Origin of the sequence: Streptococcus mitis (assembly GCF_047460035.1) — a bacterium.
GTDB lineage: Bacteria > Bacillota > Bacilli > Lactobacillales > Streptococcaceae > Streptococcus > Streptococcus mitis_DW.
The window spans coordinates 125,274-139,029 of the sequence record NZ_JASHHB010000003.1 but is presented as its reverse complement, the minus strand read 5'-3'; the positions used below and the strand labels follow the sequence as shown (position 1 = coordinate 139,029).

Annotated in this window: 14 protein-coding genes and 1 pseudogene; 5 read left to right on the top strand and 10 right to left on the bottom strand. The window is 39.3% G+C overall.

Annotation, left to right across the window (positions count from 1 at the left end):
- Positions 1–2 precede the first annotated feature (2 nt).
- The 6 genes from QM956_RS03875 to dhaK form a co-directional block, all read right to left on the bottom strand.
- A complete protein-coding gene (locus QM956_RS03875) occupies positions 3–656 on the bottom strand; it encodes a uracil-DNA glycosylase (RefSeq protein WP_261078480.1) in 654 nt (217 codons plus the stop codon).
- Positions 657–667: 11 nt separating this feature from the next.
- Positions 668–1,423 (bottom strand): DUF4336 domain-containing protein, encoded by a 756-nt coding sequence (locus QM956_RS03870; protein WP_261078481.1) that lies wholly within the window; start codon positions 1,421–1,423, stop codon positions 668–670.
- 64 nt (positions 1,424–1,487) lie between these two features.
- Positions 1,488–2,180 (bottom strand): pyrimidine 5'-nucleotidase PynA, encoded by a 693-nt coding sequence (pynA, locus tag QM956_RS03865; protein ID WP_023948175.1) that lies wholly within the window; start codon positions 2,178–2,180, stop codon positions 1,488–1,490.
- A 595-nt stretch (positions 2,181–2,775) separates the two neighbouring features.
- Complete coding sequence (gene dhaM, locus QM956_RS03860; RefSeq protein ID WP_261446637.1) at positions 2,776–3,150, bottom strand: dihydroxyacetone kinase phosphoryl donor subunit DhaM; 375 nt, start codon at positions 3,148–3,150, stop codon at positions 2,776–2,778.
- Positions 3,150–3,725 (bottom strand): dihydroxyacetone kinase subunit DhaL, encoded by a 576-nt coding sequence (gene dhaL / locus QM956_RS03855; RefSeq protein WP_414302245.1) that lies wholly within the window; start codon positions 3,723–3,725, stop codon positions 3,150–3,152. Before dhaL ends, dhaM begins: the two co-directional genes overlap by 1 nt.
- 21 nt (positions 3,726–3,746) lie before the next feature.
- The gene (gene dhaK, locus QM956_RS03850) at positions 3,747–4,736 is read right to left on the bottom strand and encodes a dihydroxyacetone kinase subunit DhaK (protein ID WP_414302244.1); all 990 of its coding nucleotides are present in this window, start codon (positions 4,734–4,736) and stop codon (positions 3,747–3,749) included.
- A gap of 153 nt (positions 4,737–4,889) precedes the next feature.
- Here dhaK and dhaS point away from each other — a divergent pair, with 153 nt between their 5' ends.
- Positions 4,890–5,420 (top strand): dihydroxyacetone kinase transcriptional activator DhaS, encoded by a 531-nt coding sequence (gene dhaS / locus QM956_RS03845; RefSeq protein ID WP_000168615.1) that lies wholly within the window; start codon positions 4,890–4,892, stop codon positions 5,418–5,420.
- Positions 5,417–6,406 carry a DhaKLM operon coactivator DhaQ gene (dhaQ, locus tag QM956_RS03840; protein ID WP_000142828.1) on the top strand — a complete coding sequence of 330 codons (990 nt, stop codon included), beginning with the start codon at positions 5,417–5,419 and terminating at the stop codon, positions 6,404–6,406. Before dhaS ends, dhaQ begins: the two co-directional genes overlap by 4 nt.
- A gap of 97 nt (positions 6,407–6,503) precedes the next feature.
- On the opposite strand, the pseudogene QM956_RS03835 reads toward dhaQ, so the two are convergent.
- The 4 genes and pseudogenes from QM956_RS03835 to QM956_RS03820 all read right to left on the bottom strand — a co-directional run bounded on the left by QM956_RS03835 (position 6,504) and on the right by QM956_RS03820 (position 9,729).
- Positions 6,504–7,043 (bottom strand): annotated as a pseudogene (locus QM956_RS03835) (ClbS/DfsB family four-helix bundle protein).
- 56 nt (positions 7,044–7,099) lie between these two features.
- Positions 7,100–7,594: a YkgJ family cysteine cluster protein gene (locus QM956_RS03830; protein ID WP_414302243.1), complete on the bottom strand. Its 495-nt coding sequence runs from the start codon at positions 7,592–7,594 to the stop codon at positions 7,100–7,102.
- A gap of 132 nt (positions 7,595–7,726) precedes the next feature.
- On the bottom strand, positions 7,727–9,460 hold the full coding sequence (gene ptsP, locus QM956_RS03825) for a phosphoenolpyruvate--protein phosphotransferase (protein WP_025171156.1): 1,734 nt from the start codon (positions 9,458–9,460) through the stop codon (positions 7,727–7,729).
- 5 nt (positions 9,461–9,465) lie between these two features.
- Complete coding sequence (locus QM956_RS03820) at positions 9,466–9,729, bottom strand: phosphocarrier protein HPr (RefSeq protein ID WP_000146947.1); 264 nt, start codon at positions 9,727–9,729, stop codon at positions 9,466–9,468.
- Positions 9,730–10,080: 351 nt separating this feature from the next.
- Here QM956_RS03820 and nrdH point away from each other — a divergent pair, with 351 nt between their 5' ends.
- From nrdH to nrdF, 3 genes are all read left to right on the top strand, one after another.
- Complete coding sequence (nrdH, locus tag QM956_RS03815; protein WP_000259243.1) at positions 10,081–10,299, top strand: glutaredoxin-like protein NrdH; 219 nt, start codon at positions 10,081–10,083, stop codon at positions 10,297–10,299.
- Between the two features lie 80 nt (positions 10,300–10,379).
- Positions 10,380–12,539 carry a class 1b ribonucleoside-diphosphate reductase subunit alpha gene (gene nrdE / locus QM956_RS03810; protein ID WP_414302242.1) on the top strand — a complete coding sequence of 720 codons (2,160 nt, stop codon included), beginning with the start codon at positions 10,380–10,382 and terminating at the stop codon, positions 12,537–12,539.
- Between the two features lie 193 nt (positions 12,540–12,732).
- Positions 12,733–13,695 carry a class 1b ribonucleoside-diphosphate reductase subunit beta gene (gene nrdF / locus QM956_RS03805; RefSeq protein WP_261065649.1) on the top strand — a complete coding sequence of 321 codons (963 nt, stop codon included), beginning with the start codon at positions 12,733–12,735 and terminating at the stop codon, positions 13,693–13,695.
- Positions 13,696–13,756 lie beyond the last annotated feature (61 nt).

The window sequence follows — 13,756 nt, the reverse complement described above, 5'->3', positions numbered from 1 at the left end:
CCTTATCTAAGCCAATCGATTGGCTCTTGTCCTGTATCTTCTAAAAAAGCATTTGCCTTGGAAAAAGGCTTAGAACCCCAAAATCCTCTATAAACTGACAAAGGACTGGGATGGGCTGATTCTATAATCAAGTGGTTAGGATTGCTGACCAAGACCTTCTTCTTGCGTGCATAGGCTCCCCAGAGTACAAAGACCACTGGCCTATCTAGATGATTGACGACCTGAATCACAGCATCTGTAAATGGCTCCCATATTTGACCAGCATGACCATTTGCCTGTCCAGCAGGCACGGTCAAACAAGCATTGAGAAGCAAGACTCCTTGCTCAGCCCAAGTCGTCAAATCATGGGATTTCTTAACTCCGATATCATCTGACAATTCTTTCAAGATATTTTGCAAGGATGGCGGAGCTGGGATAGAGTCAGGAACAGAAAAACTCAAACCCTGCGCCTGACCTGGCCCGTGATAGGGGTCTTGCCCTAAAATCACCACCTTCACTTCTTCAAGCGGTGTTGTCAAGAGAGCCTGAAAAACCTTTTCTTTTGGCGGATAAACAGTACCCTGAGCATAGACCTGATTCATAAACTGATTGATTTTCCCAAAATAACCCTCAGGTAATTGCTCCTTAATCAAAGCATGCCAAGACGAGTGTTCCATCTTTCCCTCCTTTATCTTATCCATCTAAAAGCACGTCTTAATTCATCCGCACCATTTTTAAAAAAGCATAAACCATGTGCAAGTATAATCTTATCCGGTTTCCAGTTTGACATATGGGAAAAGGAAACCTTTGCTTCCCTTTGTCTTCCTAAAAAAGTCATACGATAATCAATAGGAGTTCGACCATCAGGGGCTGTTACACGAGCTAAACGATAGAATTTTCTGCGGATTGGACTAGCTATCTTTTCAGGTTCAAAATTCTCTATAAGGTCTGTTACAATGAGTGTTTTAGTTGATTTATGAAAAAACACGACCTCTTCGATGACAGAACTTCCCTTAAAAATAAGCTGATCAATCTCATCAGACCATAGGTCAGGAGCCTTATCTGTTAAGGCAGCATCAAATTCCACCTTGACATTCTGACTTTTCGCTCTCTCTTCAACTCCTGGACTAGACCATGCTTGCGCATGAGGATATCTTTTTCTCCAATCTGCAATATAGGCGTAGTGAATCTTATTTGGTGAAATCAGGTAAGCTACTCTGCCCAGAGCGTCCAGTTCAGTAAAGAGTTTCTCGTTTGGCGCAATAGGAGAATGAATCCAAAGTTTGCCATCATTTAACTTAATCACCGTCATACGTGTCTGAAAAGGAAGTTTGAAGATCTTCATATCCATTTGAATCAAATCACCATCCACTATCCAGATATTTTGATCAACTTCCTTTAGTGTATACAATGGTTCATAAAGAGAAAGTTCTGGCCTTGACATCGTTAACTATTCCTTCGTTTTTACTGCCTCTATTATAGCAAAAAGTGGCTATCTAAACCACTTTTTACAGTTTATCTAAACAATCCAGCAAGTCTCGGTAAGAATGGACTTCGTAGGTTGGCTGGGCTTGTGTGGGATTTTCGAGTTGATGAGGATTGTACCAAATCGTGTCAATCCCAGCATTATTGCCGCCTTGAATGTCGGCGGTTAGAGAGTCTCCAATCATCAGCGTCTTTTCTTTGCTAAAACCTGCAATCTGTTGACCAATTTTTTCATAAAAAAGAGCATCCGGCTTTTGTGTTTGCAGCTGTTCAGAGATAAAGACTTGATTGAAATAAGGTGCCAGACCAGATTGAGCCAAACGCCCTGTCTGAATGGCAGTAATGCCATTTGTCGCAGCATACAAGTCATAATCACGCTCGATGAGGCTGTCCAAAAGTTCATGAGCGCCAGAAATCGTTTGTCCCTGTTGGGCTAAGTAAAATTGGTAACGTTGGGCTAGAAAACTACCATCTTTCTCCAGTCCAAAATGAGAAAATAAACGAGAAAAGCGCGTGTTAACCAGCTCTTGTTTACTAATTTTCTTTTGCTCCAAATCCTTCCAGAGAGCCTTGTTCATGGGAACGTAAAAGTCTTTGTAGGCCTGAATATCTGCAACCCCTTCTTCTTTTAGAAGTTGCGTCAAAGCCACATCCTCAGCAGCATCAAAATCAAGCAAGGTGTGATCGAGGTCGAAAAGTAAAAATTTGTAGGACAATTGAGGTTTTCCTTTCTGAAAAGAATTATGAATATTATAGCATAAAGTAAGAAAGCCATACCAATTTATTCCATCTATTTGACATACAATTATCGCAACTAAAGGCTACAAGTATACTTATAAATCACTCTTCTAGACTTTTGATTGTCAAAATCTTTCAGAATAGAACAATTCTATCTATCGAATATCCTAACTTCATAAATATCTATGCAATTCTAAACCTAGAATTCCTATAAAATAGATGTTTTTGCACTATTCTAAGTCATTGATTGCTTTAAATTTTAATTTTTAAAGAATTCTAAAGCTAGAATAGTCCCATCCCAATCAGTTTTGATTGATTCACAATTTAGAAACTCTATGATTCTACTCCTTTTAAACAAAAAGGGACTGCATAAAGCAATCCTTTTCTGATTTTGAAATCATTTACTTATACTCTTCGAAAATCAAATTCAAACCACGTCAGCTTCACCTTGCCGTACTCAAGTACAGCCTGCGGCTAGCTTCCTAGTTTGCTCTTTAATTTTCATTGAGTATTAAACTTTGATAGTTGAGATAATCAATAGCTCACCTATAAAAAGAGTTATAGTAAAATTTCTTATTTATTGATTTCAAGCTCCGACAACTGTGTTTGAATAACTGACAGTTCTGCACCAGCCTGAAGAAGAGCAGCTGCAGTATAGGCACCTTCTACAATTGGAACCCTATTGATGATGATACTTTTATCACTGAAATCAGCCACCATTTCTAAGTTCATTTTAGCAGAACCTAGGTCAAAAAAAGCTAATAAAGTATCTGCTGGATTTTCGGAAACAACCCTATCTACTTGATCAAAACTCGTTCCAATTCCTCCATCTTCGGTTCCTCCTACATAAGTAATCGGAATATCTTTAGCTACTTCACTAATCAGTTCAACGACACCTTGTGCAATGTGTTTAGAATGTGAAACGATAACAAGACCAATACTTCCCATTAAACCACCCCAGTTTCTAAAAGAGCAGTAAAGAGTAATCCTGATGAAAATGATCCAGGATCAATATGTCCAAGAGAACGTTCTCCTACATAAGATGCCCTTCCTTTAGTTGCAAGTAAATCTTTGGTAGCATTCACTAGCTTATCAATAACCTCTTGAGTAAATTGGCCTGCAGACAAAGCAGCAATAACAGGAGTCCAAACATCAACCATTGTCTTTTCTCCAACTTCTGCTTTCCCACGTTTGACAATCATATCCAAACCGCTTTGTAAGATTTCATCTATTTTAGAATTTGAATCAGCCTTGGCCATGCCCATAAAAGCAGAGCCATACAAAGGACCAGAAGCACCGCCTACCTTACTCAGTAGTTGCATGGAGACAACTTTAAAAACATCACTGCTGGTCTCAAATTGCTTTCCTTCTAAGTTCTCCATAACTGCAGCCATGCCACGCGCCATATTTCCACCGTGGTCTCCATCTCCTATAGGAGTGTCTAGCTCACTAAGGTAATCTTTCTGTTCTTGAATCTTTTTATTAAAAAGCTTCATCCATTCAAGAGCTTGTTCAACATTCATGCGACATATCCTCCTTGAGTTTTACCAAGCTGGGGTAGTAACAGGTGTATTTAGAGCATCCAACCACTCATCATCTGCCAATCGAATCAATGTTAATGATAATCCAGCCATATCGATTGATGTCATATAGTTTCCAATTTTCTTAAATGCCAACTCAACACCTTTTTCATGGAGTAATTTAGCCACATCATTTGCAAATACGTATTGCTCCATAAGAGGAGTGCTTCCTAAACCATTGATGAGAAGGCCATAGCGTTCTCCAGCTTTAAGTTGGAAACCTTCAGATAACTTTTCAACCAATTCTGAGGCCAATTGTGCTGAGGGTTGCATCTTCTCTTTCTTATATCCCGGTTCACCGTGGATACCAACTCCGTATTCAAATTCATCATCTTCTAGAACAAAACCTGGTTTGCCAACTTCTGGAACAGTAGCGCCAGATAGAGCTAAGCCAATTGTTTTAATTTCTAAGACAAGTTTGTCGGCCAAGTCCTTCATTTCAGATAATGTTTTACCAGAACGAGCCGCATCACCCAAAATTTTATGGACTAATATAGTACCTGCGACACCTCGACGACCTTGGGTATAGAGACTATTTTCAACCGCAATATCATCATCGACTACAACACTTGCTACATCAATACCTTCCATTTCAGCAAGTTCTTGTGCAATTTCAAAATTCATGATGTCCCCAGAATAGTTCTTGATGACCATGAAAACTCCAGCACCTTCATCAGCCGCCTTGATGGCTTCTAAAATTTGGTCCGGAGTAGGTGAAGTGAAGACTGCTCCACAAATGGCAGCAGACAACATTCCATCTCCTACAAATCCAGCATGACTTGGTTCATGTCCTGAACCTCCACCTGAAATGAGTCCAACTTTTCCTGTCTTTTCTGCCTTTCTAACGATGACATCAAAACCATCTAAGCGTTGAACCAAGTCATCATGCATGAATGACAATCCCTGCAACATTTCATCAACAACTTGTGTCGGTTCATTTATAATTTTTTTCATGAGAAACTCCTTTCGGCATGTATCTTTGTTTTCGCTTTTATTATATATTTTTTATTGCTAGATGATAAGGGACAGATTCTATTATTTGTCCCCTTTTAAACCCGTTTAAAACATTTTTTTGGTAAAATGAAGTAAGTAAAAGAAAGGCTTCCTATGGCATCATCACTTATTACAAAAAAACGGATTACCAAGGCATTTAGAGACCTTTTAGCTACTAGAGAATTTGACAAAATCTCCATTGTAGATATCATGGAATCAGCTGGCATTCGTAGACAGACCTTTTATAATCACTTTCTTGACAAATATGAACTGCTAGACTGGATATTTGAAAATGACTTAACCGAGTATATCACCAATAACTTGGACTTCATTTCAGGCCAAAAACTATTACAAGAATTATTTTTTTATTTCGAACAAGAGCGTGATTTTTATATTCAACTTTTTGATATTCAAGGGCAAAATAACTTCTATGACCACTTTATCAGCTACTGTCGCTTGCTTGTATCAAAAATTTTAAGAGAATATGGTCAGATTGATATCGATTCATCTGCTTATACTTGTTTTTTGTTAGACTATCATTCACACGCTCTAGCAGAAATCGTGAAAGCTTACGTCAATAAAAAAAGTCCAGTTCCACAACCAGACTTTCTAATCATGACAATTATTGGAAAGAGACCACAATGACATTTATTTCAAATCATAAACAAAAAATTATTTCAAGTTACATTTCGGCAACTGTCAGCAGTCATCCTGAATTAGAAAAACACCCTACTTTACCACTAGTCTATCAAAAAAATCGCAATCCTCATCAGGTTCCAATATTGTCGGGTGGAGGTTCCGGTCACGAACCTGCGCATATTGGATATGTGGGAGAAGGAATGCTTACTGCTGCTATCTATGGCCAATTATTTACTCCTCCTACAAGAACTGAAATCTTAGAGTCCATTCGTTTTTTAAACAATGGTCACGGTGTCTTCATCATTGTAAAAAATTTCGAAGCAGACACCAAAGAATTTAGCTGGGCCATTAACACTGCTAGAAAAGAAGGAATTAAGGTCGGCTATAGTCTAGCACACGACGATATTTCAATTGAACCTCACAATAGATTTCAAATTAGAGGAAGAGGGCTTGCAGGGACAATCTTACTTCATAAAATCCTAGGATTTGCAGCTCAAAATGGTGCCAACATCGAGCAACTAACTGATTTAGGTCATCAGCTTGCTCCCGAAATCGCAACAATTGGCTTTGCAACGAAAGCTGCTAGTCTCCCCCAAGCCACCCTTCCACTATTTAACTTGGAAGAAGGAAATATTTCCTATGGTATTGGGATACATGGCGAAGAAGGCTATCGTATCGTCCCATTCCAATCATCGGAAATCCTTGCAAATGAAATTATAAGTAAATTAAGATTGCACTATCATTGGAAAAAGGGTGATCAATTTATATTGCTTGTAAATAATCTAGGCACTACCAGCAACTTAGAAATGGGCATATTTATCAATGATATCCTTCAACTCTTAGAAATTGAAGGAGTCACTATTACCTTTATAAAATCAGGAACATTTATGACCAGTCTAGATATGGCAGGTATATCCGTAACTCTTTGCCCCGTAAAAAATAAACAGTGGTTAGAAGCGCTCAATGCTCCAACGACAGCTTTTGCATGGTAATTTGCTTGTATAACTCAAAAGGGCTACATCACTTGATGGCCCTTTGTTTTTATCTTACGTTTAAAAGAACTCATTCTTGACATTTCAAATAGGCCATCTATCCCTTACAATTCTTCCGATGAGCTTTGAGTTTTTTCAGAGCCCAATCATAGTGGCTTGACGTACTACTGACAAAGTAGGAACCTAGACTTGTCCCTCCCGTCCACTTATAGATACCTTTGGTAAAGAGTTCATCATTGCTAAAAACTTCTATCAACTCTAAAACCTCCCTATGTGATTGTTCTAGGAGTCTAGTCGCTTCTTCTAAGGAGGTTTTCTGGTGCTTCTTCCAAAAAGCGATATTCATTTCTCCATAAGTTTTCCAATTATAAGGTTCAGGTAGAAAAGGCCTTTAGTGACCTTCTTGATTAGAATGTACCCAAGTCAAAAGTAACTGATGCCATTCATAAAGATGGATCAGAACATCTCTTAGATTTTTATCCCTTTTCCAGTGAGCTTCTTTTTTCTTTGGGTCTCTTGAAAAATCAAATGGAGTCTGTAGCTCATCTTCACTTAGTTGGGAGATGAAACGATTGAGCTTTTCATAGTTTTCCTTAGAGGCCAGTACTAGCTCCTCTTTTGTTTTCGGTCTAGGCACAGAGTTCTCCCTTCATATTGTTAGTTATTATTAGAAATTTTTTATCCTTTAAATCTCTATAACTTATCCTTTAATTTCTCAACAAAGAGATAGGCTGCTGGACAGGTCAAAGTATTCTTAATCGTCAAATGGTTGATTTGATGGATCTTTTTGCGATCTGTATGGGGGAACTCTCGGCAGGCCTTTGGACGAACTTCATAGATGGAACAGAGGTTATCTCCTCCTAAAAAGGGACAGGGCATGGATTTAAAAACCTTATCGCCATCTTCATCTACCTGCAGAAACTCCGCTTCAAAAGCTGGTAATTTCATCTTAAAATACTTGGCAATTCGTGTAATATCCGCTTCTTTAAAGTCGGGTCCCAAAGTCTTACAACAGTTAGCACAGGCGGTACAATCAATCTCTGCAAAGACTTCTTGATGAATCTGCTGGACAATTTTATCCAAGTTCTTAGGTGGCTTTTTCTTTAAATTTGCTAAAACTTTTCGATGCTCCTTCTGCTTTTGCAAGGCTAGCTGGTGGTAATACTCAATATCAATTTCTTTAGACATGATTTCTCTCTTATTCTATTTGTTTCTCCTATTATATCATGCCTCTTCATCATTGAAAAGTGGACTTCACAAGACTATACTATTCCCGAATGTATCAAAAAACCTTGCAACTAAGTTACAAGGTTAATGACATTAATCGAAGTTAACGTATTCTTTTTGAAGTTCAAGAACTTCTTCCATTGTTGAACACTCTGTAAGGGCACGATTAGCGTACTCCTCCATCTTAGCAGTGTCCAATTTCTTCATCAAGCTACGTGTACGAAGGACCGATGTGGCTGACATAGAGAACTCATCCAAGCCCATTCCGACAAGAAGTGGAACAGCTTTTTGATCGCCAGCCATCTCACCACACATACCAGCCCATTTACCTTCAGCGTGAGCTGCCTTGATAACGTTGTTGATCAGGCGAAGGATTGATGGGTTATATGGTTGGTAAAGGTATGAAACTTGCTCGTTCATACGGTCTGCTGCCATTGTGTATTGGATCAAGTCGTTTGTACCAATTGAGAAGAAGTCAACTTCTTTAGCAAATTGGTCTGCAAGCATCGCTGCTGCAGGGATTTCAATCATGATACCAACTTGGATATCATCCGCAACTGCAACTCCTTCAGCAAGAAGGTTTGCTTTTTCTTCATCAAAGACTGCTTTAGCTGCACGGAATTCTTTCAATAGGGCAACCATTGGGAACATGATACGCAATTGACCATGAACAGAAGCACGAAGAAGAGCGCGGATCTGTGTGCGGAACATAGCATCTCCAGTTTCAGAAATAGAGATACGAAGGGCACGGAATCCAAGGAATGGGTTCATTTCATGTGGCATATCGAAGTAAGGAAGTTCCTTATCTCCACCGATATCCATTGTACGAACAACCACTGGTTTACCATTCATTCCTTCAAGAACAGCTTTGTATGCTTCATACTGCTCATCTTCTGTTGGGAAGTCTTGAGAATCCATGTACAAGAACTCTGTACGGTAAAGTCCAACAGCTTCTGCACCGTTGTTGTTAACACCTTCAACGTCTTTTGGAGTACCGATGTTAGCTGCCAACTCGAAGTGTTTACCGTCAGCAGTCACTGTTTGAGCATCTTTCAAAAGTGCCCATTCAGCTTTTTGTTTAGCATAAGCTTCACCAGCTGCTTTAAATTCTGCCGCTTGTTCATCTGTTGGGTTGATAATCACTTCACCAGTAATTCCGTTAACGGCAAGGATATCGCCGTCTTTCACTACTTCAGTGATGTTATTTGTTCCCAATACAGCTGCAATTTCAAGTGTACGTGCCATGATAGCTGAGTGGCTTGTACGTCCACCGATGTTTGTTACAAAAGCTTTTACAAAGTTTTTGTCCAATTGAGCTGTATCAGATGGTGTCAAGTCATGCGCAATTACGATTACTTCTTCATTGATAGAAGCTGGATTTGGCAATTTTTTACCAAGAAGGTTTGCCAATACACGTTTTGTCACGTCGCGGATATCCGCTGCACGTTCTTGCATGTATGGGTTATCTTCCATGCCTTCAAAGATCGTGATGAACATGTCAGTCACTTCTTTAAGACCTGCTTCAGCATTGACTTTCTTAGCACGGATTGTTTCTTTAATCTGACCAATCAATTCTGGGTCAGCAAGAACCATCAAATGAGCGTCAAAAACTTGAGCCGCTTCTTCACCAAGCGTACCTACAGCTTTCTCACGGATAAGAGAAAGCTCGTTTTGAGAAGCTTCAAGAGCTACATCCAAACGAGCCTCTTCTGCGTTTGTATCTTCGACTGAAACAGTATCGAATGACAAATCCGGTTGAACGAGTAGATATGCTTTTGCAACGGCAACACCGTCAGATGCTGCGATTCCTTTAAGCATTTCTGTCATCTTCCTTATGCCAATCCTTCTTTTTCCATTGTTTCTGAGATTGCAGCGATAGCATCATCTGCATCTGCACCTTCAGCTGAGATAGTTACGTCAGCACCTTGGCCAACACCAAGACTCATAACACCCATGATTGATTTAAGGTTAACTGATTTACCTTTGTACTCAAGAGTGATATCTGAAGCAAATTTGCTTGCAGTTTGTACCAACAATGTTGCTGGACGTGCGTGAATACCTGTTTCTGCCACTACGTGGAAATCTTTAGAAGCCATAGTTTGACTCTCCTTTTGTTCTTTCTTTTTTGAGTTATATGTGATAACCCTTACAATTTGGTATTATACCATCTTCTAGGATTTTTTTCAAGCATTTTATGGGATTTATTCGATTTCCTTTCAGATAACTTGCTGAAAATCTTCTATTCTAGATAACAAAACACAGGATATAGTTTTTCAAAAAACAACTTATAGGAGAATTATCATTATTTTCCAAAACAAACACTACATATTGTGTTTTGTTTAGCCATGTATAAAAACAGACCACTATATTTAGTTCTAAATTATTGACAAAATTTTAATTTCTGATATACTAGGATAGTATTAAAATTTTTTAAGAGGAGTTACACAATGGTAACCGTTTATTCTAAAAATAACTGTGTCCAATGCAAGATGACCAAACGTTTCTTGGACAGTAATAACGTTGAATATAAAGAAATCAATCTTGATGAGCAACCTGAGTACATCGATCAAGTTAAAGAGCTCGGTTTCAGCGCAGCTCCTGTTATCCAAACACCAACTGAAGTCTTTTCAGGTTTCCAACCAGGAAAACTGAAACAATTAGCATAATCTTAGTACATCATCCAGAAGAAACTGCTTCTAGGGCTAACTTAGAGGCCTTTCTTTTGTAATTAGATAAGGGAAATTTTATGGGATTAAAACATCTTGAAGACGTGACCTACTTCCGTCTCAATAACGAAATCAACCGTCCTGTTAATGGACAAATCATGCTTCATAAAGATAAGGAAGCCTTAGATGCCTTCTTTAAAGAAAATGTAGTTCCAAACACTATGGTTTTTGATTCAATCAAAGATAAAATCAACTACCTCATTGAACACAACTACATCGAAACAGCCTTTATCAAGAAATACCGTCCAGAATTTTTGGAAGAATTGGCTCAATTTATCAAAGACCAAAACTTCCAATTCAAGTCTTTCATGGCAGCTTATAAGTTTTACAATCAATACGCCTTAAAGACTAATGACGGTGAATATTATCTTGAAAGCATGGAAGACCGTGTCTTCTTTAACGCCCTTTATTTCGCTGATGGCAATGAAGCTGTTGCAATCGATATTGCCAATGAAATCATCCACCAACGCTACCAACCTGCTACTCCTTCCTTCTTGAATGCTGGACGTGCTCGCCGTGGGGAGTTAGTATCTTGCTTCCTAATCCAAGTAACGGATGATATGAACTCTATCGGACGTTCTATCAACTCAGCTCTTCAACTTTCACGTATTGGTGGTGGTGTGGGAATTACTCTCAGCAACCTTCGTGAAGCTGGTGCACCTATCAAAGGCTATGAAGGAGCTGCTTCTGGCGTCGTTCCTGTTATGAAGCTTTTCGAAGACAGCTTCTCTTACTCAAACCAATTGGGTCAACGTCAAGGTGCTGGTGTTGTCTACCTCAACGTCTTCCACCCAGATATTATCGCCTTCCTTTCAACTAAGAAGGAAAACGCCGATGAAAAAGTTCGTGTTAAGACACTTTCACTTGGTGTTGTAGTGCCCGATAAATTCTACGAATTAGCACGTAAAAATGAAGAAATGTACCTCTTCAGCCCTTATTCTGTAGAGCTTGAATACGGTGTACCATTCAACTACATCGACATCACTGAGAAATACGATGAACTAGTCGCAAATCCAAATATCCGCAAAACAAAAATCAAGGCGCGTGATTTGGAAACTGAAATCTCTAAATTGCAACAAGAATCTGGCTACCCTTATGTTGTCAACATTGATACGGCTAACCGTGCAAACCCAGTTGATGGAAAGATTATCATGAGTAACTTATGTTCTGAGATTCTTCAAGTCCAAGAACCAAGCTTGATCAACGATGCTCAAGAATTCCTTCAAATGGGAACGGACGTTTCATGTAACCTTGGTTCAACCAACGTGGTCAACATGATGACTTCACCTGACTTTGGTCGTTCTATCCGTGCTATGGTTCGTGCCCTTACTTTCGTTACAGATAGTTCACACATCGTAGCTGTTCCTACCATCGACCACGGAAATAGCCAAGCTCATACCTTTGGTCTTGGTGCCATGGGACTTCACAGCTACCTTGCCCAACAACTGATTGAGTACGGTTCCCCTGAGTCTGTTGAATTTACTAGCATCTACTTTATGCTTATGAACTACTGGACCTTGGTTGAATCAAACAATATAGCGCGTGAACGTGGTATTACCTTCCACAACTTTGAAAAATCGGATTATGCTAACGGAAACTACTTTGACAAGTATGTGACTGGCGAGTTTGTTCCAAAATCAGACCGTATTAAAGAACTCTTCAAAGATGTCTTTATCCCAAGTGCTGCTGACTGGGCTGAACTTCGCGACAAGGTTCAAGCAGATGGCCTCTACCACCAAAACCGCCTTGCTGTAGCGCCAAATGGTTCTATCAGTTACATAAACGATGTTTCTGCTTCTATCCATCCGATTACACAACGTATCGAAGAACGTCAAGAAAAGAAAATCGGTAAAATCTACTATCCTGCTGCTGGCTTGTCAACAGAAACCATTCCTTACTACACTTCTGCCTACGACATGGATATGCGCAAAGTGATTGATGTATATGCTGCTGCAACAGAGCACGTGGATCAAGGTCTCTCACTTACTCTCTTTATGCGTAGTGACATTCCAAAAGGACTTTACGAATGGAAGAAAGAAAACAAACAAACGACACGTGACTTGTCTATCCTTCGCAACTATGCCTTTAACAAGGGTATCAAGTCTATCTACTACGTCCGTACCTTTACAGATGACGGTGGAGAAGTCGGTGCTAACCAATGTGAAAGCTGTGTGATTTAATCTTTACTTTAGGAAACTACATCTTCTCAGATTAGTCTTTATTCACCCTGCTAAACTAAACAGGAATAAGCATCTATACTATGGAAAAACAAAAAAGTCGGAAGACCGACTTTTTGTACGATACTCCTCTAGATTTATGATAAAATAGAGGTAATTGTGAAATCACAATACTAAATACAGAAAGAAATTTCAAATGGAAACTTACTACAAAGCCATTAACTGGAATGCCATTGAAGATGTCATCGACAAATCAACTTGGGAAAAGTTAACGGAGCAATTCTGGCTCGATACACGTATTCCCTTGTCAAACGACTTGGATGACTGGAGAAAGCTATCTAACAAAGAGAAAGACTTGGTCGGAAAAGTCTTTGGTGGTTTAACCCTTCTTGATACCATGCAATCTGAAACAGGGGTTCAAGCGCTTCGCTCGGACATCCGTACACCGCATGAGGAAGCTGTTTTCAATAACATCCAATTTATGGAATCTGTTCACGCTAAATCTTACTCATCAATCTTCTCTACCTTGAATACCAAGGCTGAGATTGAAGAAATTTTCGAATGGACCAATACCAATCCTTACCTACAAAAGAAGGCTGAGATTGTCAACGAAATCTACCTAAACGGTAACCCACTTGAAAAGAAAGTAGCCAGCGTCTTCCTTGAAACCTTCCTCTTTTACTCAGGTTTCTTCACTCCCCTCTACTATCTAGGAAATAACAAGTTGGCCAATGTTGCGGAAATCATCAAACTGATTATTCGTGATGAGTCTGTGCATGGAACTTACATTGGTTACAAATTCCAACTTGGTTTCAATGAATTGCCTGAAGAAGAGCAAGAAAAACTCAAGGATTGGATGTACGACCTGCTCTATACTCTTTATGAAAATGAAGAAGGCTACACAGAAAGCCTCTATGATGGTGTTGGTTGGACGGAAGAAGTCAAAACCTTCCTTCGCTATAATGCTAACAAGGCACTCATGAACCTAGGACAAGATCCACTCTTCCCAGATTCAGCTGATGATGTCAACCCAATCGTTATGAACGGTATTTCAACAGGTACTTCCAACCACGACTTCTTCTCTCAAGTCGGAAATGGTTACCTCCTTGGTGAAGTTGAAGCCATGCAAGACGATGACTACAATTACGGTTTGGACTAAGTCAACAATTTCACAAGCTATATCAATATCATGGTTTGTTTAAAACAACCATGATATTTTT

Excerpts from the sequence above, each read along its gene's own strand:
- QM956_RS03875 (WP_261078480.1), bottom strand. The coding sequence starts at position 656 with ATGGAACACTCGTCTTGGCATGCTTTGATTAAGGAGCAATTACCTGAG.
- QM956_RS03870 (WP_261078481.1), bottom strand. The coding sequence starts at position 1,423 with ATGTCAAGGCCAGAACTTTCTCTTTATGAACCATTGTATACACTAAAG.
- dhaM (WP_261446637.1), bottom strand. The coding sequence starts at position 3,150 with ATGGGAAGTATTGGTCTTGTTATCGTTTCACATTCTAAACACATTGCA.
- dhaL (WP_414302245.1), bottom strand. The coding sequence starts at position 3,725 with ATGAATGTTGAACAAGCTCTTGAATGGATGAAGCTTTTTAATAAAAAG.
- dhaK (WP_414302244.1), bottom strand. The coding sequence starts at position 4,736 with ATGAAAAAAATTATAAATGAACCGACACAAGTTGTTGATGAAATGTTG.
- dhaS (WP_000168615.1), top strand. The coding sequence starts at position 4,890 with ATGGCATCATCACTTATTACAAAAAAACGGATTACCAAGGCATTTAGA.
- dhaQ (WP_000142828.1), top strand. The coding sequence starts at position 5,417 with ATGACATTTATTTCAAATCATAAACAAAAAATTATTTCAAGTTACATT.
- QM956_RS03830 (WP_414302243.1), bottom strand. The coding sequence starts at position 7,594 with ATGTCTAAAGAAATTGATATTGAGTATTACCACCAGCTAGCCTTGCAA.
- ptsP (WP_025171156.1), bottom strand. The coding sequence starts at position 9,460 with ATGACAGAAATGCTTAAAGGAATCGCAGCATCTGACGGTGTTGCCGTT.
- QM956_RS03820 (WP_000146947.1), bottom strand. The coding sequence starts at position 9,729 with ATGGCTTCTAAAGATTTCCACGTAGTGGCAGAAACAGGTATTCACGCA.
- nrdH (WP_000259243.1), top strand. The coding sequence starts at position 10,081 with ATGGTAACCGTTTATTCTAAAAATAACTGTGTCCAATGCAAGATGACC.
- nrdE (WP_414302242.1), top strand. The coding sequence starts at position 10,380 with ATGGGATTAAAACATCTTGAAGACGTGACCTACTTCCGTCTCAATAAC.
- nrdF (WP_261065649.1), top strand. The coding sequence starts at position 12,733 with ATGGAAACTTACTACAAAGCCATTAACTGGAATGCCATTGAAGATGTC.